20 protein-coding genes are annotated in these 17,804 nt (G+C 73.0%); 8 read left to right on the top strand and 12 right to left on the bottom strand.

All coding sequences use genetic code 11. The features are described from left to right. Positions 1 to 13: 13 nt before the first annotated feature. From ACFWA7_RS12720 to ACFWA7_RS12705, 4 genes are all read right to left on the bottom strand, one after another. Positions 14 to 1,243 (bottom strand): amidohydrolase family protein, encoded by a 1,230-nt coding sequence (locus tag ACFWA7_RS12720; RefSeq protein WP_385540897.1) that lies wholly within the window; start codon positions 1,241 to 1,243, stop codon positions 14 to 16. Next, positions 1,240 to 2,544 (bottom strand): amidohydrolase family protein, encoded by a 1,305-nt coding sequence (locus ACFWA7_RS12715; protein WP_385540899.1) that lies wholly within the window; start codon positions 2,542 to 2,544, stop codon positions 1,240 to 1,242. Before ACFWA7_RS12715 ends, ACFWA7_RS12720 begins: the two co-directional genes overlap by 4 nt. Positions 2,545 to 2,651: 107 nt before the next feature. Beyond that, the gene (locus ACFWA7_RS12710; protein ID WP_385822738.1) at positions 2,652 to 3,536 is read right to left on the bottom strand and encodes an SDR family NAD(P)-dependent oxidoreductase; all 885 of its coding nucleotides are present in this window, start codon (positions 3,534 to 3,536) and stop codon (positions 2,652 to 2,654) included. Beyond that, positions 3,536 to 4,333, bottom strand: a complete 798-nt coding sequence (locus tag ACFWA7_RS12705) for an acetoacetate decarboxylase family protein (RefSeq protein ID WP_385822736.1) — start codon at positions 4,331 to 4,333, stop codon at positions 3,536 to 3,538. Before ACFWA7_RS12705 ends, ACFWA7_RS12710 begins: the two co-directional genes overlap by 1 nt. Positions 4,334 to 4,515: 182 nt before the next feature. Between ACFWA7_RS12705 and ACFWA7_RS12700 the strand changes: the two genes are divergently transcribed. From ACFWA7_RS12700 to ACFWA7_RS12670, 7 genes are all read left to right on the top strand, one after another. Beyond that, positions 4,516 to 5,157 carry a TetR/AcrR family transcriptional regulator gene (locus tag ACFWA7_RS12700; RefSeq protein ID WP_385540905.1) on the top strand — a complete coding sequence of 214 codons (642 nt, stop codon included), beginning with the start codon at positions 4,516 to 4,518 and terminating at the stop codon, positions 5,155 to 5,157. Between the two features lie 41 nt (positions 5,158 to 5,198). Further along, positions 5,199 to 6,185: a DEDDh family exonuclease gene (locus tag ACFWA7_RS12695; RefSeq protein ID WP_385540907.1), complete on the top strand. Its 987-nt coding sequence runs from the start codon at positions 5,199 to 5,201 to the stop codon at positions 6,183 to 6,185. A gap of 53 nt (positions 6,186 to 6,238) precedes the next feature. After that, on the top strand, positions 6,239 to 6,472 hold the full coding sequence (locus ACFWA7_RS12690) for a hypothetical protein (RefSeq protein WP_067160707.1): 234 nt from the start codon (positions 6,239 to 6,241) through the stop codon (positions 6,470 to 6,472). Between the two features lie 187 nt (positions 6,473 to 6,659). Beyond that, entirely contained in the window at positions 6,660 to 7,448 is a 789-nt protein-coding gene (locus ACFWA7_RS12685) for an SURF1 family protein (RefSeq protein ID WP_385822734.1), read from the top strand. 89 nt (positions 7,449 to 7,537) lie between these two features. Then, complete coding sequence (locus tag ACFWA7_RS12680; RefSeq protein ID WP_385540911.1) at positions 7,538 to 9,319, top strand: glycoside hydrolase family 15 protein; 1,782 nt, start codon at positions 7,538 to 7,540, stop codon at positions 9,317 to 9,319. Positions 9,320 to 9,323: 4 nt separating this feature from the next. Then, on the top strand, positions 9,324 to 10,079 hold the full coding sequence (locus tag ACFWA7_RS12675) for an SDR family oxidoreductase (protein WP_385822732.1): 756 nt from the start codon (positions 9,324 to 9,326) through the stop codon (positions 10,077 to 10,079). Positions 10,080 to 10,133: 54 nt separating this feature from the next. Then, a complete protein-coding gene (locus ACFWA7_RS12670) occupies positions 10,134 to 10,700 on the top strand; it encodes a tetratricopeptide repeat protein (protein WP_385822730.1) in 567 nt (188 codons plus the stop codon). On the opposite strand, the gene amaP is transcribed toward ACFWA7_RS12670, so the two are convergent. The 5 genes from amaP to ACFWA7_RS12645 form a co-directional block, all read right to left on the bottom strand. Further along, positions 10,672 to 11,250, bottom strand: a complete 579-nt coding sequence (gene amaP, locus ACFWA7_RS12665; protein WP_385822728.1) for an alkaline shock response membrane anchor protein AmaP — start codon at positions 11,248 to 11,250, stop codon at positions 10,672 to 10,674. The genes ACFWA7_RS12670 and amaP overlap by 29 nt on opposite strands. Positions 11,251 to 11,253: 3 nt before the next feature. Further along, positions 11,254 to 11,994, bottom strand: a complete 741-nt coding sequence (locus ACFWA7_RS12660) for a DUF6286 domain-containing protein (RefSeq protein ID WP_385822726.1) — start codon at positions 11,992 to 11,994, stop codon at positions 11,254 to 11,256. Then, positions 11,991 to 12,371, bottom strand: coding sequence for an Asp23/Gls24 family envelope stress response protein (locus ACFWA7_RS12655; protein ID WP_385540926.1), 381 nt, complete (start codon positions 12,369 to 12,371; stop codon positions 11,991 to 11,993). The genes ACFWA7_RS12660 and ACFWA7_RS12655 overlap by 4 nt, the downstream gene beginning before the upstream one ends. Before the next feature lie 99 nt (positions 12,372 to 12,470). Beyond that, positions 12,471 to 12,668, bottom strand: a complete 198-nt coding sequence (locus tag ACFWA7_RS12650) for a hypothetical protein (protein WP_385540919.1) — start codon at positions 12,666 to 12,668, stop codon at positions 12,471 to 12,473. Positions 12,669 to 12,719: 51 nt separating this feature from the next. After that, positions 12,720 to 13,220 carry an Asp23/Gls24 family envelope stress response protein gene (locus tag ACFWA7_RS12645; protein WP_385822724.1) on the bottom strand — a complete coding sequence of 167 codons (501 nt, stop codon included), beginning with the start codon at positions 13,218 to 13,220 and terminating at the stop codon, positions 12,720 to 12,722. A gap of 93 nt (positions 13,221 to 13,313) precedes the next feature. Here ACFWA7_RS12645 and ACFWA7_RS12640 point away from each other — a divergent pair, with 93 nt between their 5' ends. After that, positions 13,314 to 13,916 (top strand): nucleopolyhedrovirus P10 family protein, encoded by a 603-nt coding sequence (locus ACFWA7_RS12640; protein ID WP_385822722.1) that lies wholly within the window; start codon positions 13,314 to 13,316, stop codon positions 13,914 to 13,916. A gap of 720 nt (positions 13,917 to 14,636) precedes the next feature. Here the strand turns inward: ACFWA7_RS12640 and ACFWA7_RS12635 are convergent. The 3 genes from ACFWA7_RS12635 to ACFWA7_RS12625 all read right to left on the bottom strand — a co-directional run bounded on the left by ACFWA7_RS12635 (position 14,637) and on the right by ACFWA7_RS12625 (position 17,716). Beyond that, entirely contained in the window at positions 14,637 to 15,428 is a 792-nt protein-coding gene (locus ACFWA7_RS12635; RefSeq protein WP_385540567.1) for an enoyl-CoA hydratase/isomerase family protein, read from the bottom strand. A 120-nt stretch (positions 15,429 to 15,548) separates the two neighbouring features. Continuing rightward, positions 15,549 to 15,770: a helix-turn-helix domain-containing protein gene (locus ACFWA7_RS12630; protein ID WP_067157635.1), complete on the bottom strand. Its 222-nt coding sequence runs from the start codon at positions 15,768 to 15,770 to the stop codon at positions 15,549 to 15,551. Between the two features lie 347 nt (positions 15,771 to 16,117). After that, positions 16,118 to 17,716, bottom strand: a complete 1,599-nt coding sequence (locus ACFWA7_RS12625; RefSeq protein WP_385540569.1) for an ABC-F family ATP-binding cassette domain-containing protein — start codon at positions 17,714 to 17,716, stop codon at positions 16,118 to 16,120. Between the last annotated feature and the right edge of the window lie 88 nt (positions 17,717 to 17,804).

Below are 17,804 nucleotides of genomic sequence, written 5' to 3'. Positions count from 1 at the left end.
CTCATCCGCCGCCTCACCACACCCGTACCGACCCACCCGGCGCGAACACCGGGCTCGTCGCGTCCGCCGGGATCTCCTTGAGCGGCTCGGCGATCTCCTCGACGGTCGGGCCCACCCTCGCCGCGATCTCGTCCAGGAAGGGCAGGTCGAAGCCGTACACCCGGGCCGCGTTGCCGCCGGTCATCCGCGCCACCTCCTCCCTGGGCAGCCCCGCGTAGGCGATCCGCAGGCCCTCCCGGGAGTAGGGGGTGGTGCCCTCGTCGTGCGGGTAGTCGCTGCCCCACATGATCTTGTCGAGGCCGATCCGGTCGCGCAGCGGCACCTCGTGGGGGCGCATGAAGCTGGCGCCCACATAGCAGTTGTCGCGCCAGACCCGGCTCGGCCCCGCGCCCATCGACTCCGCGAGGCCCGCGCCGAACTTGGACTCCGCCGTCGCCGCCCGGGTCGCCGCCGACACCAGGCGCTCGTGGTAGTAGTCGAGCATCTCGATCACGCCGGGGATCCAGCCCGAGCCCTGCTCGGTGAGGATCAGCTTCAGCGCCGGGTGGCGGCGGAACGCGCCGCCGAAGATCAGGTGCCACAGGGCCCGGTGCGAGAACCAGGTCGTCTCCACCATGAAGACGGCCCGCGCGGCCGGTTCCTCGCCGAGCGGCGGCGACGCGGAGCCGCCGTGGTGGCTGACCGGTACGCCGAGGTCGGCGCAGGCCGCCCAGATCGGGTCGTGGACGGCCGAGTACAGCTCGGGGACGCCCGAGCCCGGCGGGGCGCCCGGCAGCAGGATGCCGCCGGTCAGGCCCGCCTCCTTCACCCGGTGGATCTCCGCCACCGCCGCGTCGGTGTCGTTCAGCAGGATCTGCGCCACGCCCGCCCTGCGGCCCGGCACCAGCGCGCAGAAGTCGGCCAGCCAGCGGTTGTGGGCCCGCAGCCCCGCCCAGCGCTGGTCGAGCTCCTCCCGCGTCGGCGCGGGCGCCATCAGGGAGGCCGAGGGGAAGAACGGCGGGATGGTGTTGGGGAACACCACCTCCGCGACGATCCCGTCCGCCTCCAGCTCGGCCACCCGCCGCTCGGAGTTCCAGTTGCGGTCGGCGGTGTCGGCGAGCAGGTCCTCGTGCGGATTGACGTAGGTGGCGGCCCAGGCGTCGAAGTCTTCGTGGTGGCGCTTCTCCAGATACGGCTTGTAGTCGAGGAGGTCGGCGCCCGCGTGGCAGTCGGCCGAGATCACCGTGTACCGGTCGGCCGTCATGACACCCCCAGGACCGGGAAGTCGTGGTCGGTCAGCCAGTGCCGGCCCACCTCGCGCGACCGCGCCCAGGACGCCTCGACCGCCGGCTGGTCCTCGCTCTGGCCGAGTTCGGCCGGGGTCGGGCCGATGCGCCGGGCCAGCGGGGCCAGTTCCGCGGTGTCGAAGCCGAAGACCTCCGCCGCCGCCAGGCCCAGCATCCGGCGCGTCTCCGCCACCGGGATGTCGTGGAAGGTCTTGCGCAGCCACTCCCTGGTGTGCGGCCAGGTGCCCTCCGGGTGCGGGAAGTCGGAGCCCCAGAGGATGTTGTCGACGCCGATCTCGTAGCGCTGGGCCAGCTCGCGCCGTTTGGTGTTGGTGGCGCAGACGAAGATCTGGCGGTCCAGGTACTCGCTCGGCGGGCGCTTGAGCTCCGCGAACGGCGAGAGCTTCTTGCCGCCGTGCGCGCCCAGGTACAGCCGGTCCATGAACCACAGCAGGTTCGGCAGCCACCAGCAGCCCGACTCCGCGACCCCGAAGCGGAGTCCGGGGTGGCGCTCGAAGACACCGGACCAGAGCAGGAACCACAGCGGCCGGGCCGGCCACCAGGTGACCTCGCTGACGTAGATGCCGAGGTGGTCGCCGTACTCGTGGCGGGGCGCCGCTCCCGAGTGGGTGACGACCGGCATCCCGGTCTCGGCGGCCGCCGCCCAGACGGGGTCGTAACGGCGGTCGTGGTACGGGGCCTTGTCCACCCACATCGAGGGGATCATCAGCGCGCCGAGCCCGGACTCCTTGGCCCGGTGGATCTCCGCGACCACGCGCGCGGTGTCGCCCGTCACCGGCAGCAGGGCGACCCCGCAGTGCCGTTCGGGATTCTGACCCACGAACTCGGCGAGCCAGCGGTTGTGCGCCTGCGCGCCCGCCATCCCGAGGTCGGGGTCCTGGTCGCCGGAGAGGCCGAGGCCCACCCCGAAGGGCGCGGCGGTCCGGCTGTCGACGGCGTCCGCGTCGGGGAAGACGACCTCGGCGGCCACCCCGTCCCCGTCGAGCTCCTTGAGCCTGCGGGCGGCGTCCCAACCGCCCTTCAGGCCCTCTTCGTTGTCGGCGAACCACTTGTCCGCGAAGGCCTCGTTGCGGACGCCCAGCCGGGTCATCTCCTCGCGGCGGCGGTCGCGCCCGTCGAGGAAGCCGTCGAAGTCCCGGTGGAAGCGGGAGTCGAGATAGGGCCGGTACTGCTCGGTGGGGAGCCCGGCGTGGCAGTCGGAGGAGATGATCAGGTACGGGTCGTTCTGTGCGCCTTGCGATGTGCTGCTCTTCGGCATGGCGAAATCCCTTGATCCAGAATGCTGCGTTTCCCGGGGGCACCCCCCGGACCCCCGGCCGGAAGCCCGAGTCGGCGCGTCGGCGCGTCGGCGGGAGTCGCAGCGGGTCAGTCGAGAATGAAGTTCTCCAAGTACGACGGATCGGCCCGGTCCAGCATCGACTGCGACCTCGCCCTGATCTGGCGGTCGCTGTGCTCGCTCGGCGGGAGCATCCAGAAGCGGTCGGCCCGGATGCCGTCGACGACCGCCTCGGCGACCTCCTCGACCGGGGTGAACTCGACCTCGTGCCCGGCCGCCCGCATCGCCGCCTCCCACTGGCCGAGGCTGCGGTAGGGCGCCTTGCGCGGGCGCTCCTTGGCGTAACGGTCGGGGCGGTTGCGGTGCGACTCCCACAGTCCGGTGCGCAGCATGTGCGGCCCGGGAAAGAGCACGGACGCGCCCACGCGCGCGTGCTCCGCCTTCAGGTGCGCGTACAGCGACTCGGTCATGGTGACGACGGCCGCCTTGGTGACCGCGTACACGGAGGCGGTGGGCAGCGGCGCGATCCCGCCGTCGCCCGAGGAGGTGTTGACGACATGGCCCGGCTCACCGGAGGCGATCATGCGGGGCACGAAGGCCTGGATGCCGTGGAAGACGCCCCACACGTTGACGGCGAAGGCCCACTTCCAGTCGTTGACCTCGTGCTCCCACATCCGGCCCTCGGCGCCCGAGCCGACGCCCGCGTTGTTGCACAGCACGTGGACGGCCCCGAACGTGTCATACGCCGCGTCCGCCAGCTCCTGTACGGACGCGCGCTGCGAAACGTCGACCACGCGCGCGTGGACCTGCGCCCCGTCCTCGCGCAGCGACTGCGCCGCCTTCTCCAGGGCCGCCTCCTCGACGTCCGCGAGGACCACATCGAGCCCCTCGGCCGCGAACCTGCGGGCCATGGCGAGCCCGATCCCGCTCGCCGCGCCGGTGACGACGGCGACCTGCCCCTCGGTGAGCCGCATCACACGCTCCCCGCCGGCGGGCCGTCGAGGATCTGCCGCGGGTCGTCGTAGCGCTGGTGGATGTACGGCAACAGGGCCTGGGCGCTGACCCGTTCGGCCACCCGGCCCCGCTGGTCGGTGGTCTTCTCGCCGATCGTGATCTCCACGACGCGCCGGACCGGGAGGTCCGCGACCGGGTCGTACATGGACTCGCGCAGCACCACGTCACCGGTGATCCGCTCCAGCTTGCGGACCTTCTCGTTGCGTACGCAGTACACGAGCACCGGGTCCGCGTCGAAGCCCTCGCCGTCCACGGCGGGCAGGAACTTGAAGTAGAAGTCGACCTTCTCCACCGGCTCCGGCAGCGGCAGCGCGCTGCCGACCGCGCCGCGCACCTCCACGAAGGCGATGCCGTGCCGGGCGAGCGCGGCCCGGACGACCAGGCCGTCCCGCTCGACGGTGACCTCGCCGAGCTTCTTCGGCTCGCCGAACACCTCGCGCCCGCCGATCAGCGCCCGCTCATGGGTCATCGGCATCACCAGCGGGTACCAGCCGGGCTGCCCGTCGTGCACGGCGGAGACCGCCACCGAGCCCGCGCCGAGCGGATAGCCGGGCAGGTCGACCCGGCTGATATTGGCCCGTACGAGTGAATCCCCGGCGGGCTTGAGCGGCGGCGGCAGCACCGCCGCCACCGCGTCGGGATCGCTCTCCCAGACGGCCACCACACCGGTGGACCAGATGTCGGGGAGGCGGGAGCTCGCGGTGCGCGCGGCCCGGATCTCGTCCTCGGTCCGCGCTCCGTACCGTACGCGTGCCATGGCGTACCACCCTTCCTGGGTCGTGCCTCGCAGTGCGTTCCCCGGGGTCTGTAACACAGTTACACCGAGCCCGATGAAGGTAAAGAGCCGTGCGGAAAAGAGCCGCGCGGAGCGGGAAAGAGCCGCGGGGGCGAGAGCCGCGCCGGGAGGTGGGCCGTGCGGGAAGGGGAGCCGGGAGCGCCATGACGCGTGCGTCGCTCAGCCGCGAGGAGGTGCTGGCCGCGGCCGGCACGCTGGTCCGCCTGTACGGCCCGGCCGCCCTCACCATGCGCGCGCTCGCCGCCGAGCTCGGCACCGCCGTCACGTCGATCTACTGGCACGTCGGCAACCGCGAGTCGCTCCTGGACGCGCTCGTGGAGCGGACCGTGGAGGAGCTGGGCGAGATCGCGCCGCGCGGGACGACCCCCGCCGCCCGGATCGTCTCGGTCGCCCGGACCCTGCGCCGCGAGCTGCGCGCCCGGCCGCACCTGATCGCGATGGTCCACGAACGCGGCCTCACCGAGCGGATGTTCCTCCCCGCCCAGCAGGCTCTCGTCCACGAGATGCACGCGGCCGGGCTGCGCGGGGGCCGCGCGGCCGACGCGGTCCGGGCCGTCCAGTTCCACGTCGTCGGCCATCTGCTGGTCGAGCGCAACCGGGAGCGCGCGCCCGCGCAGCACCCGGACGAGGAGGAGCTGTGGCACGCGCCGGCACCCCGGGCCGCGGAGCACGATCCGGCGCTCGCGCGGGCGCTGGCGCGGCCGGTGGACGAGGAGCGCCTTTTCACCACCTCTGTACGCGCGCTCGTGGCGGGCCTGTTGGCAGCCGGGGAGCCGGCGGGCTGACCGGCCGCCGCCCGCGTTGTCAGTGCGGCCCCGTATTCTCTGTGACCATGCTCGACGACCGTACGACAGCAGCAGCGACGTGGCCGGCCGCCTACCCACAGGGGTACGCGGTCGTCGACGTGGAGACCACCGGCCTCGCCCGCGACGACCGGATAGTGTCGGCTGCCGTCTACCGCCTGGACGCCCAGGGCAACGTCGAGGACCACTGGTACACGCTGGTCAACCCCGAGCGCGACCCCGGCCCCGTGTGGATCCACGGGCTGACCACCGACCTCCTGGCGGGCGCGCCGCTCTTCCCGGACATCGCCGCGGAGTTCGCCGAGCGCCTGGACGGCCGGGTCCTGGTAGCGCACAACGCGATCTTCGACTGGCAGATGATCTCCAGGGAGTACGCACGGGCGAAGCGCACCGCGCCGGTGCGCCAGCGGCTGTGCACCATCGCGCTCTCCAAGGAGCTCGACCTGCCGCTGCCCAACCACAAACTGGAGTCGCTGGCCGCGCACTACGGAGTGGTGCAGCAGCGCGCGCACCACGCGCTGGACGACGCGCGCGTGCTGGCCGAGGCGTTCCGCCCGAGCCTGCACGAGGCGGCGCGGGTCGGGGCGCGGCTGCCGCTCCTCGAATGCCGCCCGCTCACCGAGTGGTCGGACGGCCCGGCCACCCCCCGCATCGGCTACCAGGCCACCGGTTCGTACGGCCGGAGCTCCAGCTGGCGGCCCGCACGCAAGCGCCCGGTATGTCCGCACCCCAACCCCGGCCGTTACGAAGTGGACAAACCACTCAAGCAGGGCATGCGGGTGGCGTTCTCCGGCGACACCTCCATCGACCGGGAGCTCCTGGAGGACCGCGCGGTCGAGGCCGGGCTGCACGTGGCGACCAGCGTCTCCCGGCTGACCAGCCTGCTGGTGACCAACGATCCGGACTCGGCGACCTCCAAGACCGTGAAGGCGAAGTCGTTCGGCACCCCGGTCGTCGACGAGGCGGCCTTCACCCAGCTGCTGCGGGACGTGGCTCCGGCAGACGGGTGACCGCATGGCGTGCCGCCCGCCGTTGCGGCGCGGTGCGCCGCACCCTGTGGCGCATGGCACGTTGTGAGGTCTGCGGAAACGACTACGGGATGTCCTTCGAGGTGCACGCGCAGGGCGTGGTGCACGTATTCGACTGCTTCTCGTGCGCCATCCACCGCATGGCGCCCATCTGCGAACACTGCCGGGTCCAGATCATCGGCCAGGGCGTCGAGGTCGAGGGGCACTGGTACTGCGGCGGGCACTGCGCCCGAGCGGAGGGCCGGGTGGGCATCGTCGACAAGGTGTGACCCGGCCGCATCTGCCTCGTTGGGGCCTTCGAGGCGGCGTGCTCGCCCAGTTCCCCGTTCTACGGGGGTGGCCCGCGATAGCCCCCCGACGGTACGAGTCGGTCGTACGCTCCCCGCCGGTGCGGGGGTCCGGCCCCCGGCGGTACCCACTGCCGGGGGGCCTTTCGCCACGTTGTACCGTCGATGCGTGTACCGCTTCCTGTTGTCCCGGCAGTGGGTGCTCGTCACCCTCCTCGCCCTCGTTCTCATCCCCACGATGATCGAGCTGGGCTTCTGGCAGCTGCACCGCCATCAGCACCGCGTCGCGCAGAACACCGTCATCGCGGACAACCTGAAGGCCGAGCCGGTCCCGGTGACCGCGCTCACCTCCCCCGGCCACACCGTCCCGCACGCCCAGTACTGGCGCCGGGTCACCGCCACCGGCACATACGACACCGCCCACGAGGTCGTGGTGCGCCGTCGGACCGCCGCCGACGGACGGGTCGGGTACCACGTCCTCACGCCGTTCGTCCTCGACAGCGGGCCGACCGTGCTGATCAACCGCGGCTGGGTGCCGGACAACGGCAGCCAGACCGAGTTCCCGCAGATCCCGGCCCCGCCCAAGGGCGAGGTCACGGTCACCGGGCGGCTGATGGCCGACCAGACGACCGCGGCCAGCGGCATCAAGGACGTCAAGGGCCTGCCACCCCGCCAGGTGATGCTGATCAGCAGCGCCCAGCAGCAGAAGGCGCTCGGCCGCCCGGTCCTGGGCGGCTACATCGAGCAGACCGCGCCCGAGTCCGGCGACTCCCCCGAACTGATCCCGGCCCCGGACCACTCCTCGATCGGCCCGCACATGGCGTACGCCGTGCAGTGGTGGCTGTTCACCGCAGGGGTCCCGGTCGGCTGGGTGATCCTGGTCCGCCGCGAGAAGCGGGACCGGGCCGAGGCGGCGGCGAAGGCCGGGGCGGCGGAGCCCGCACCGGCGACGGCCTGACCGGTCCGTCGCCCGACGATCCGTACCGTCCGGTCCTATTGACGTACTGGCCTGATTGACAATTCCGCCGGGCGGGAAGACGCCTGAGCGTGACGCGACGTATCCAACGCATCGAGGACTACGCCCTCATCGGCGACCTCCAGACCGCCGCCCTCGTCGGCCGGGACGGCTCCATCGACTGGCTCTGCCTGCCCCGCTTCGACTCGGCGGCCTGTTTCGCGGCGCTGCTCGGCGACGACGACAACGGCCACTGGCGGATCGCCCCGGCGGGCGCCGGGGACTGCACGCGCCGCGCCTACCTCGACGACTCGCTCGTCCTGGAGTCCGTCTGGGAGACCCGCACCGGCACGGTCCGCGTCCTCGACTTCATGCCCCAGCGCGACACCTCCCCCGACGTCGTACGGATCGTCGAGGGCGTCAGCGGCAGGGTGGAGATGAGCTCCGTACTGCGGCTGCGCTTCGACTACGGCCGGGTGGTGCCCTGGGTGCGCCGCGCCGACGGCCACCGGGTCATGGTCGCCGGCCCCGACTCGGTCTGGTTGCGCACCGAACCCCCCGTCAAGACCTGGGGCCAGCAGATGAGCACCCGCTCGTCGTTCACCGTGGGCCCCGGCGAGAAGGTCGCGATGGTGCTGACCTGGCACCCCTCGCACGAACCCCGGCCGTCGATACTCGATCCATTCGAGTCGCTGGAGCAGAGCCTGGCGGACTGGCGCGAGTGGGCGGGCAAGTGCCGCTGCACCGGCCCCCACCGGGACGCCGTCGTCCGCTCCCTCATCACCCTCAAGGCCCTCACCTACGCGCCGACCGGCGGCATCGTCGCCGCCCCCACCACCTCGCTCCCGGAGGAGCTCGGGGGCGTGCGCAACTGGGACTACCGCTACTGCTGGCTGCGCGACTCGACGCTGACGCTGGGCGCGCTGATCTCGGCCGGCTACCTCGACGAGGCGGCGGCCTGGCGCGACTGGCTGCTGCGCGCGGTCGCGGGCGACCCGGCCGACCTCCAGATCATGTACGGCCTCGGCGGCGAACGGCGGCTGCCGGAGACCGAACTGCCGTGGCTGAGCGGCCACTTGGACTCCGCCCCGGTCCGGATCGGCAACGCCGCCGTCAGACAGCTCCAGCTCGATGTGTACGGGGAGGTCATCGACTCCCTCCATCTGGCCCGTACCGCGGGCATGGCCGCCAAGCCGCACACCTGGAACGTCGAACTCAGCCTGCTCGGCTTCCTGGAGTCCCGCTGGCGCGAGCCGGACGAGGGTCTGTGGGAGGTGCGCGGGGAGCGCCGCCACTTCGTGCACTCCAAGGTGATGGCGTGGGTCGCCGCCGACCGTGCGGTGCAGGCCCTGGAGTCCGACCCGTCCCGGCGCGGCGACGCGGAGCGCTGGCGGCGGATGCGGGACGAGGTGCACCGGGAGGTGTGCGAGAAGGGGTTCGACGCCGAGCGGAACACCTTCACCCAGGCGTACGGGTCCCAGGAGCTGGACGCCGCGACGCTGCTCATCCCCCGGGTCGGGTTCCTGCCGGGCGACGACCCGCGGGTGATCGGGACGGTGGACGCGGTACGCGCCGAGCTCGGCCACGACGGCTTCGTGCGCCGCTACAGCACCGAGGGCACCACGGTGGACGGTCTGCCCGGCGACGAGGGCACCTTCCTGGTCTGCTCGTTCTGGCTGGCCGACGCGCTGCGGCTGACCGGCCGCGAGAAGGAGGCGCGGGAGCTGTTCGATCGGCTCCTCGCGCTCCGCAACGACGTCGGACTGCTGGCCGAGGAGTACGACCCGGCGGCCGGCCGGCAGCTGGGCAACTTCCCGCAGGCCTTCAGCCACATCGGACTGGTGGCGACCGCGATGGGACTGGAGGCAGGATAGGCGCATGGATCTTGGACTGAAGGACCGCGTCTACGTCGTCACCGGCGCCTCCCGGGGCCTCGGCCTCGCCTCGGCGCGGGCGCTCACGGGCGACGGCGCGAAGGCGGTGCTCAGCGGCCGCGACGAGAAGGCGGTGGCGAAGGCCGCCGAGGAGCTGGGCCCGAACACGCTGGGAGTGGCCGTCGACAACGCGGACACCGGCGCGGCCGCCCGTCTGATCGCCACCGCCCGCGAGCGGTTCGGCCGCTTCGACGGCGTGCTGATCAGCGTGGGCGGCCCGCCGCCCGGCTTCGTCGCCGACAACACGGACGAGCAGTGGCGCTCGGCCTTCGAGTCGGTGTTCCTGGGTGCGGTACGGATGGCGCGCACGGCGGCGGAGGAGCTGGACGAGGGCGGCGTGATCGGCTTCGTCCTGTCGGGCTCGGTCCACGAACCCATCCCCGGCCTGACCGTCTCCAACGGCCTGCGCCCCGGCCTCGCGGGCTTCGCCAAGTCCCTGGCGGACGAGCTGGGCCCGCGCGGTATCCGGGTGGTCGGTCTGCTCCCGGCCCGCATCGACACCGACCGCGTCCGCCACCTGGACGCCCTCTCCGGCGACGCGGAAGCAGCCCGTACGGCCAACGAGGCCCAGATCCCGCTGCGCCGCTACGGCACCCCGGACGAGTTCGGCCGCACGGCCGCGTTCCTGCTCTCGCCCGCCGCGTCGTATCTGACGGGCCTGATGCTGCCGGTGGACGGCGGATCACGGCACGGCTTCTGAGGCGACACCGACGCGGGGGTGGCGCTCCACTCCCTCCGGCGGTACGAACACCCCATGAAAGAGCCGGAGTTCACGGCGGAGAGCCGCCACTACGAGGAGGCGCTGGCCGCTTCGGCCGACATCCTCGCCATGGCCGAGGAGCTGGCCGCCGCGCGGCCGGACACGTACCGGCCGGACCTGGCCGCGGCGCTAGGAAGTCACGGCGCCCTGCTGGCCCGGGCCGGACGGCGCGAGGAGGCGCTTGCGCCCATCGAGCGGTCGGTGGCCGTCCACCGGGAGCCGGCGGCCCCGCACCCCGGCGCCCGCCGCGAGCCGCTGGCGGCCTCGCTCGGCGCCCTGGCCGGGCTGCTGGCCGCGCTGGAGCGGTACGCGCCCGCCCGGGAGGCCGCCGAGGAGAGCGTCGAGCTGTACGCACGGCTGGCCCGGGAGGACCCCGCCGTCCATCTCCCGGCGCTGGCGGCCGGGTTGAGCGGGCTCGCCGCGGTCCTCGACGCCCTCGGCGAGCCGCGTGCCGCGCGCAGGGCGTCAAGGCGGGCCGCACGGATCCGCCTGCGGCTGGCACGGGATATCGGCGGGCCACTGCGGCCCGGGGTCAACTCACCCGCTGCGCCCGGTGCTTGACCTCGCGCAGCCGTACCTCGGCCGGGAGCGCGGCGAGGCCCGCCGAGTCGCGGGCGTGGGCGAGGGCCTCCGAGGTGAGCCGGGAGAGGGCTTCGACGGGGGCCGCGTGGGGCTCCAGGAGGAGGGCGACGCGAGCCGCCGGTGTGGTGCGGCGGCCGTGCAGGGCCACCTGGGCGCGGGCCACACCGGGCAGCGACTCCGCCTCGCCCGCCAGGACCGCCTCCATGGCGCGGCCGCGCAGCAGCGCGCCCTCGCCGTCGCCCGAGTCCACCAGGACCTCGGCCAGCCGCGCCCGGCGCAGCTGGGCGAAGAGCCACCACAGGGTGAGCAGGACGAGTACGGCCAGCGCCGCGATGACCGTCGGCCACCACCAGCCGTGGTGGTGCCAGCGCTCCCGGCGGGCCCGGTCGAGCAGTACATCGTCGGTGCCCTCCCAGGGCCACCACGACGGGACCGGGAGACCGGCCCCGGCCGCGAGGACCGCACCGCCCGCCACCACCAGGATCAGCCCGACGAGGCCGATCAGCACCCGGTTCACCGTCCTGAGCATGGGTCACCTCTTCCTGGCGGCACGGCCCACGTGCACGGAGAGCCCGGGCTGCCCGGCGAGCCCGAGCTCCTTGATGCCCGCGCCCAGCGCGGCATCCAGATCGGCCCGTACGTCGTCGAGCTCGCGGAAGTGCGAGACGGCCCGTACGGCGACCTTGGCGCGGCCCATCCTGACCCGCACCGACTGCACACCCGGGACCTCCATCGCCCGGTCCCGCAGCACCAGCGCGGCGGCGGAGCGGTCGAGCCCGGCGCGGACCCCGGCCGAGGCGCGCCGCATCGGCAGCACGTCGCGCAGCCCCGGCGTCACCGCGAGCACGATCAGCCAGATCCCGACGGCCACCACGACGCCCGCGCCGGTGAGCACCACCGCGTCGTCCACGGTGTGCCGGGCCGGCCAGTCGGCGAGCCGACGGCGCCAGTGCATCGCGGGGCGGTCCGCGCGTACGGCCGCGATGTCGTACAACAGCGGCCCGGACACGGCCAGTAGGGCCAGGGCGACCAGCACGGCGGGCACCCGCCGCACCGACCAGAAGCGCCCGGCCCGGCCGCCCTCGTCCTCGGCGAGGACAGGCACGGGGTCATAGGCGGCGGACGACTGCGACTGGTCGAGCCCGCCGTCGGGGTCCTGGTCGGAGCCCATGGCGGGGTCCTTCTCCATGACGACGGGAAGGCGCCGGGTGCCGCTCGCGCCACTCGTTCCACTGGACGGGTCGTGCCCGCCCGGCTCGCTGGGCTCGCTCATGTGGTCCTCCCCCGGGCCGCCGTACCGGTGTGCGCCGAGTGCAGACGCTCGATCTGCACCGCCACCTCGGGCACCTCCATGCCCGCCAACGCCTTTACCCGCTCGGCCACTTGCCGACGCACGGCACCGCACTGGGCGCCGAGATCGGAGGGGTAACCGAGCTCCAGGCTGACCCGCACCCGGGCCACGTCCTGGTGCACCGTGACCGCCGTGTGGGGCACGGCCCCGCCCTCGGGGAGCGCGCCCAGCACCTCGCGCGCCGCCTGTGCGGCGATCTTCGCCACGACCCGGTCGGCGATACGGGTCGCTCCGCGCTCGGCGGGCGCGATACGGCGGGGTGCGCCGGCCGGCCCGGGGCCGAGGGGGTCCGGCGTGATGGCGGGGCCGTCTTCGCCCCGGGCGCCGGTTCTCCCCCGGCCGGGCCGGGCCTCACCGGCCCCGGACGCCGCCGTCGACGACACCGTCATGAGCCCGCGTCACCGCCGCCGGTCGCCGCGGTCGCGGTCCCGGGGGCGGAAGAAGTCGCCGGGTTCGAGATCGCCGTCCATGAACCTGCCCACCACGAATCCGATCGCGCCGAGCGCCGCGACCAGCACGAACGCCCCGAAACCGCCGAAGTATCCGGCGAATCCGAGCGCCATGCCGGCCACCATGCCGATCACCGCCATGCTCATCCTGAGCTCCTCAGTCGCTCCTCAGTCGGGGGCCGGGGCCTCACCGGGGCCTCACTGGAGCCGGGACTCCGGCTCGTCCTCTTCCTCATCCGGAAGTTTCACGTCGCTCACCGCGATGTTGACCTCGACGACCTCCAGCCCCGTCATCCGCTCCACGGCCGCGATCACGTTCTCCCGTACGACACGGGCCACCTCCGAGATCGACACGCCGTATTCGATGACGATCTCCAGGTCGAGAGCCGTCTGGACCTCGCCGACCTCCGCCTTCACCCCGCGCGCCACGGCGGACTTGCCGCCACCGGGCACCCGGTCGCGCACCGCGCCGAAGGTACGGGACAGACCGCTGCCCATCGCATGGACGCCGACGACCTCGCGGGCCGCGAGCCCCGCGATCTTCTCCACCACGCCGTCGGCGATGGTGGTACGGCCGCGTGTGCCGGGGTCGCCACCGCCGCGCTTCGCGGTGGAGCTCTTTCTGGTACCGCCCACGGCGGTGTCCCTGCCGCCCGAGCCGGACGGTTCGGGGCTACTGCGTTCCACGGTGTCACTCATGGCGTTCATCCCTTTCGGCTTCCCCTTCCCCTCCGCTGCCCACACTAAGTGCGGTTGCCCCGTCTCGCTCCAGGGATGCGGCAGGCTGGAGTAATGACGCCAGACGTATGGAGCACAGAGGTACGGCGCCGGCTGGCCCTGGGCAGGCTGCTGCCGCTCGGGGACGCGGCGGACGGCGCATGGGTGACGGAGCGGGCGGCGGGGGCGGTGCTGCGGGCGGCGTGCGCGTCGGTGCCGGGCCTGGCGGTCACGTCCCTGCGCCTCGCGCTCGCCGACCCGGCGGCGGCCGGTGTGCCCGCGGTTCCGCCACCGCCGAGCGGGCTGCCGCCGGGGGATGTGCGGGCGGTGGTGGAGGTGGCGGTGTGGGGTGACGGCCGCCCTCGGACGGAGGAGGTGCGGCAGGCGATGCTGTCGGCGTCGTCCGCCCGCCTGGGCCTGCGCCTGTCCCGGGTCGACATCCGGGTGACGTCCCTGCTGGACGCCCCCGCATCCTCGTCTCCCCCCGATCCCCCACCCGGGGTACGCCCCGGGCCCCCGCTCTCGGTCCCCGGCGTGGCGTACCTGACGTCGGAGCTGGCGGGGGCGGAGTGTCTGGAGGTGGCGGTCGCGCCGGGGTACCGGGCGGTGGAGGTGGTGCGGGGGGTTCGGGGGGTGGTGGGGGGTGGGGTGGCAGTGCTGGTGACGTGGGTGGGGTGACGTTTCCCCACCCCGCCCCTTCCCGTAAGCCCTGGGCGGGCGGCCGGGCGGTGGGCTGAGGCGGGCTGCCCCGCTTCGCCTGCGGCCCGGTGGGGGCTGGCCGCGCAGTTCCCCGCGCCCCTGAAGGCCGAACGGGGCCCGGCCACATTGCAGCCCCTCCGGCGCTTGAGGAGAAGGGCCCTCCAGGGGCGCGGGGACTGCGCGACCAGTCACGGACGACCCGCAGACGAACGGGGGGCGGGGGCAACCCCGAAAGCGGGCGCGGGGGCACAACCCCGAAAGCGGGTCCGGGGGCGCAGCCCCTGGTAACCCACCCACCCCCGTCCCAGGGCCCGGGGCGGAGCCCCGAAGCGGGGTGCAGGGGCCGCAGGCCCCGCGAAGGGCGCAGGGGGCGGAGCCCCCGCAAGCGGGTCCAGGGGGCACAGCCCCGCCCGGGGTCCAGGGGCACAGCCCCGCCCGGGGTCCAGGGGCACAGCCCCCGGTAACCCACCCGCCCCCGTCCCAGGGCCCGGGGCGGAGCCCCGAAGCAGGGTGCAGGGGCCGCAGGCCCCGCGAAGGGCGCAGGGGGCGGAGCCCCCGCAAGCGGGTCCAGGGGGCACAGCCCCGCCCGAGGTCCGGGGGCACAGCCCCGCCCGGGGTCCGGGGACGCAGCCCCCGGGAAACCACCTCCACCCCCACCCACCCCCGGAGGGTTAAGGGAACGGGCGGGGTGGGGGAAAATCAGTCCGCGAGGCCCGCGAGGGATCGCAGGCGGCGCGCCTGAGCGCCCCGCTCCGCGACCCGCTGCTCCTCGTACGACCGCCCCGACGCCCCCCGCAGCAACGCCTTCGTCTCGATCACCGCATCCCGCGGCGCAGCCAGCAGCGCCCCCGCCAAGTCACGTACGGAAGCGTCCAGCTCCGCCCCCGGCACCGCGAGGTTCGCTAGCCCGATCCGCTCGGACTCCTCCGCTCCGACGAATCGGCCGGTCGCGCAGATCTCCAGGGCGCGGGCGTAGCCCACCAGGCTCACCAGGGGGTGGGTGCCCGTCAGGTCCGGCACCAGGCCCAGGCTGGTCTCGCGCATGGCGAACTGCACGTCGTCGGCGACGACGCGCAGGTCACAGGCGAGCGCGAGCTGGAAGCCCGCACCGATCGCGTGGCCCTGGACCGCCGCGATCGACACGATGTCGTTGCGGCGCCACCAGGTGAACGCCTCCTGGTACTCGGCGATGACCCCGTCCAGCTCCGCGTCGGAGCCGCGCGCGAGGTCGATGAAGGACGGCTCGCCGTCGAAGCCTTCGGGAGTGAAGGCCTGGCGGTCGAGCCCCGCGGAGAAGGACTTGCCCTCTCCCCGCAGCACAACGACCCGGACGGTGCCGGGCAGCTCCTGACCGGCGGCAGCCAACGCCCGCCACAGAGCGGGAGACTGGGCGTTGCGCTTGTCCGGGTTGGTCAGGGTCACCGTGGCGACTGCGTCGTCGACGGTGAGCCGGACGCCGTCCTTGTCGAGTACGGGGTCGGGCGAAGCCATGGGGCGCCTCCGGGTCGGGTGCGGTCAAAATAAGTGACTGCACAGTAACTACCCGGCCGACCGTGCGGCCGACCGGGTGGCAACCCCACCCGGCGAGCCCATGGATCCGCCCGGCCCCGGTCAGGCCGAGGCGGTCTTCTTGCCGCGTGTCGCTCCGCCGCGTCCGCGCAGTACCACCCCGGACTCGCTGAGCATCCGGTGGACGAATCCGTAGGAGCGGCCGGTCTCTTCGGCCAACGCCCGGATGCTCGCACCGGAGTCGTACTTCTTCTTCAGGTCTGCCGCGAGCTTGTCGCGCGCGGCGCCGGTTACCCGGCTGCCCTTCTTCAGAGTCTCGGCCACCCGTGCCTCCTCATGGGAAGTGCGCTCTGGACTTCTCATGATCACCCCTCCCGGGCTTCCTGGCCACCCATTCGGCAAGGTCCGTGCAACCGGGTTTCGGCGCAGGGCGGCGCGAGACGGGGCCGGAATCACAAATTCCGCACGGCCACGGAACCGCCCCGGATTCGAGCGCGGCAAGAACACGCTGGTCAGGGGTGTGTTCGGGGTCACACTCCGGAATCAGTCCGTCCCGTACCCACCGGATCTTGATCCCGTGCATGACACGCCGGGGTACGAGACGCACTCACTCAGATTGAGGATCACACGTAAGCCGAATGATCCATAGGGAGTGGATCATTCGCCCTGCGTCAGGCGAGGGCGACCAGATCCGCGTAGTCGGGACCCCACAGGTCCTCGACCCCGTCGGGCAGAAGAATGATGCGCTCGGGCTGTAGAGCCTCGACCGCGCCCTCGTCGTGCGTCACTAGAACGACCGCGCCCTTGTACGTACGCAGCGCGCCCAGGATCTCCTCGCGGCTGGCCGGGTCGAGGTTGTTGGTCGGCTCGTCGAGGAGCAGGACGTTGGCGGACGAGACCACCAGCGTGGCCAGGGCCAGCCGGGTCTTCTCGCCGCCGGAGAGCACGCCCGCCGGCTTGTCCACGTCGTCGCCGGAGAACAGGAACGAGCCCAGCGTCTTGCGGACCTCGACCAGGTCCAGGTCGGGCGCCGAGGAGCGCATGTTCTCCAGGACCGTGCGGTCCGGGTCGAGCGTCTCGTGCTCCTGCGCGTAGTAGCCGAGCTTGAGGCCGTGGCCCGGGGAGACCTCGCCGGTGTCCGCCTTCTCGGCCCCGGCGAGCAGCCGCAGCAGGGTCGTCTTGCCGGCGCCGTTCAGACCGAGGATGACCACCCTCGATCCCTTGTCGATGGCCAGGTCGACGTCGGTGAAGATCTCCAGGGAGCCGTACGACTTGGACAGGCCCTCCGCGGTCAGCGGGGTCTTGCCGCAGGGCGCCGGGTCCGGGAAGCGCAGCTTGGCGACCTTGTCGGAGACCCGTACCGCGTCCAGGCCGGAGAGCAGCCGCTCGGCGCGCTTGGCCATGTTCTGCGCGGCCACCGTCTTGGTCGCCTTGGCGCGCATCTTGTCGGCCTGCGAGTTGAGGGCCGCGGCCTTCTTCTCGGCGTTCTGGCGCTCGCGCTTGCGGCGCTTCTCGTCGGCCTCGCGCTGCTGCTGGTAGAGCTTCCAGCCCATGTTGTAGACGTCGATCTGGGAGCGGTTGGCGTCCAGGTAGAACACCTTGTTGACGACCGTCTCGACCAGGTCCACATCGTGGGAGATCACGATGAAGCCGCCGCGGTACGTCTTGAGGTAGTCACGCAGCCAGACGATCGAGTCGGCGTCGAGGTGGTTGGTCGGCTCGTCGAGGAGCAGGGTGTCGGCGTCCGAGAACAGGATGCGGGCGAGCTCGACACGGCGGCGCTGACCGCCGGAGAGGGTGTGCAGCGGCTGGCCGAGCACCCGGTCGGGCAGACCGAGCGCGGCCGCGATGGTGGCGGCCTCGGCCTCGGCGGCGTACCCGCCCCTGGTGAGGAACTCGGTCTCCAGGCGCTCGTACTTCTTCATCGCCTTCTCGCGCGTGGCGCCCTTGCCGTTCGCCATGCGCTCCTCGTTCTCGCGCATCTTGCGCAGCACCTCGTCGAGGCCGCGCGCGGAGAGCACGCGGTCGCTCGCCAGGACGTCGAGGTCGCCGGTGCGGGGGTCCTGCGGCAGATAGCCGACCTCGCCGGAGCGGGTGATGGTGCCGCCGGCCGGGATGCCCTCGCCGGCCAGGCACTTGGTGAGGGTGGTCTTGCCGGCTCCGTTGCGGCCGACGAGACCGATGCGGTCGCCCTTGGCTACTCGGAAGGACGCGTTCTCGATGAGGATGCGGGCGCCGGCGCGCAGCTCGATGCCGGTGGCGGTGATCACGGAAATACTCCAGGGCGGTATGGACGGCGGACGGACGGGGGTCGAGGGAGCGTCGACGCCGCCTAATGCACGAGGAGAATTGCCATGG

The organism is Streptomyces sp. NPDC059994, from assembly GCF_042737755.1.
Lineage (GTDB): Bacteria > Actinomycetota > Actinomycetes > Streptomycetales > Streptomycetaceae > Streptomyces.
Note: the sequence above shows the minus strand (reverse complement) of the source record. Positions and strands in the feature narration are given on the sequence as shown.

Bases quoted from the DNA above. Each gene is read 5' to 3' on its own strand.
- ACFWA7_RS12720 (WP_385540897.1), bottom strand. From the start codon at position 1,243: ATGACGGCCGACCGGTACACGGTGATCTCGGCCGACTGCCACGCGGGC.
- ACFWA7_RS12715 (WP_385540899.1), bottom strand. From the start codon at position 2,544: ATGCCGAAGAGCAGCACATCGCAAGGCGCACAGAACGACCCGTACCTG.
- ACFWA7_RS12710 (WP_385822738.1), bottom strand. From the start codon at position 3,536: ATGCGGCTCACCGAGGGGCAGGTCGCCGTCGTCACCGGCGCGGCGAGC.
- ACFWA7_RS12705 (WP_385822736.1), bottom strand. From the start codon at position 4,333: ATGGCACGCGTACGGTACGGAGCGCGGACCGAGGACGAGATCCGGGCC.
- ACFWA7_RS12700 (WP_385540905.1), top strand. From the start codon at position 4,516: ATGACGCGTGCGTCGCTCAGCCGCGAGGAGGTGCTGGCCGCGGCCGGC.
- ACFWA7_RS12690 (WP_067160707.1), top strand. From the start codon at position 6,239: ATGGCACGTTGTGAGGTCTGCGGAAACGACTACGGGATGTCCTTCGAG.
- ACFWA7_RS12675 (WP_385822732.1), top strand. From the start codon at position 9,324: ATGGATCTTGGACTGAAGGACCGCGTCTACGTCGTCACCGGCGCCTCC.
- ACFWA7_RS12670 (WP_385822730.1), top strand. From the start codon at position 10,134: ATGAAAGAGCCGGAGTTCACGGCGGAGAGCCGCCACTACGAGGAGGCG.
- amaP (WP_385822728.1), bottom strand. From the start codon at position 11,250: ATGCTCAGGACGGTGAACCGGGTGCTGATCGGCCTCGTCGGGCTGATC.
- ACFWA7_RS12660 (WP_385822726.1), bottom strand. From the start codon at position 11,994: ATGAGCGAGCCCAGCGAGCCGGGCGGGCACGACCCGTCCAGTGGAACG.
- ACFWA7_RS12650 (WP_385540919.1), bottom strand. From the start codon at position 12,668: ATGAGCATGGCGGTGATCGGCATGGTGGCCGGCATGGCGCTCGGATTC.
- ACFWA7_RS12645 (WP_385822724.1), bottom strand. From the start codon at position 13,220: ATGAGTGACACCGTGGAACGCAGTAGCCCCGAACCGTCCGGCTCGGGC.
- ACFWA7_RS12640 (WP_385822722.1), top strand. From the start codon at position 13,314: ATGACGCCAGACGTATGGAGCACAGAGGTACGGCGCCGGCTGGCCCTG.
- ACFWA7_RS12635 (WP_385540567.1), bottom strand. From the start codon at position 15,428: ATGGCTTCGCCCGACCCCGTACTCGACAAGGACGGCGTCCGGCTCACC.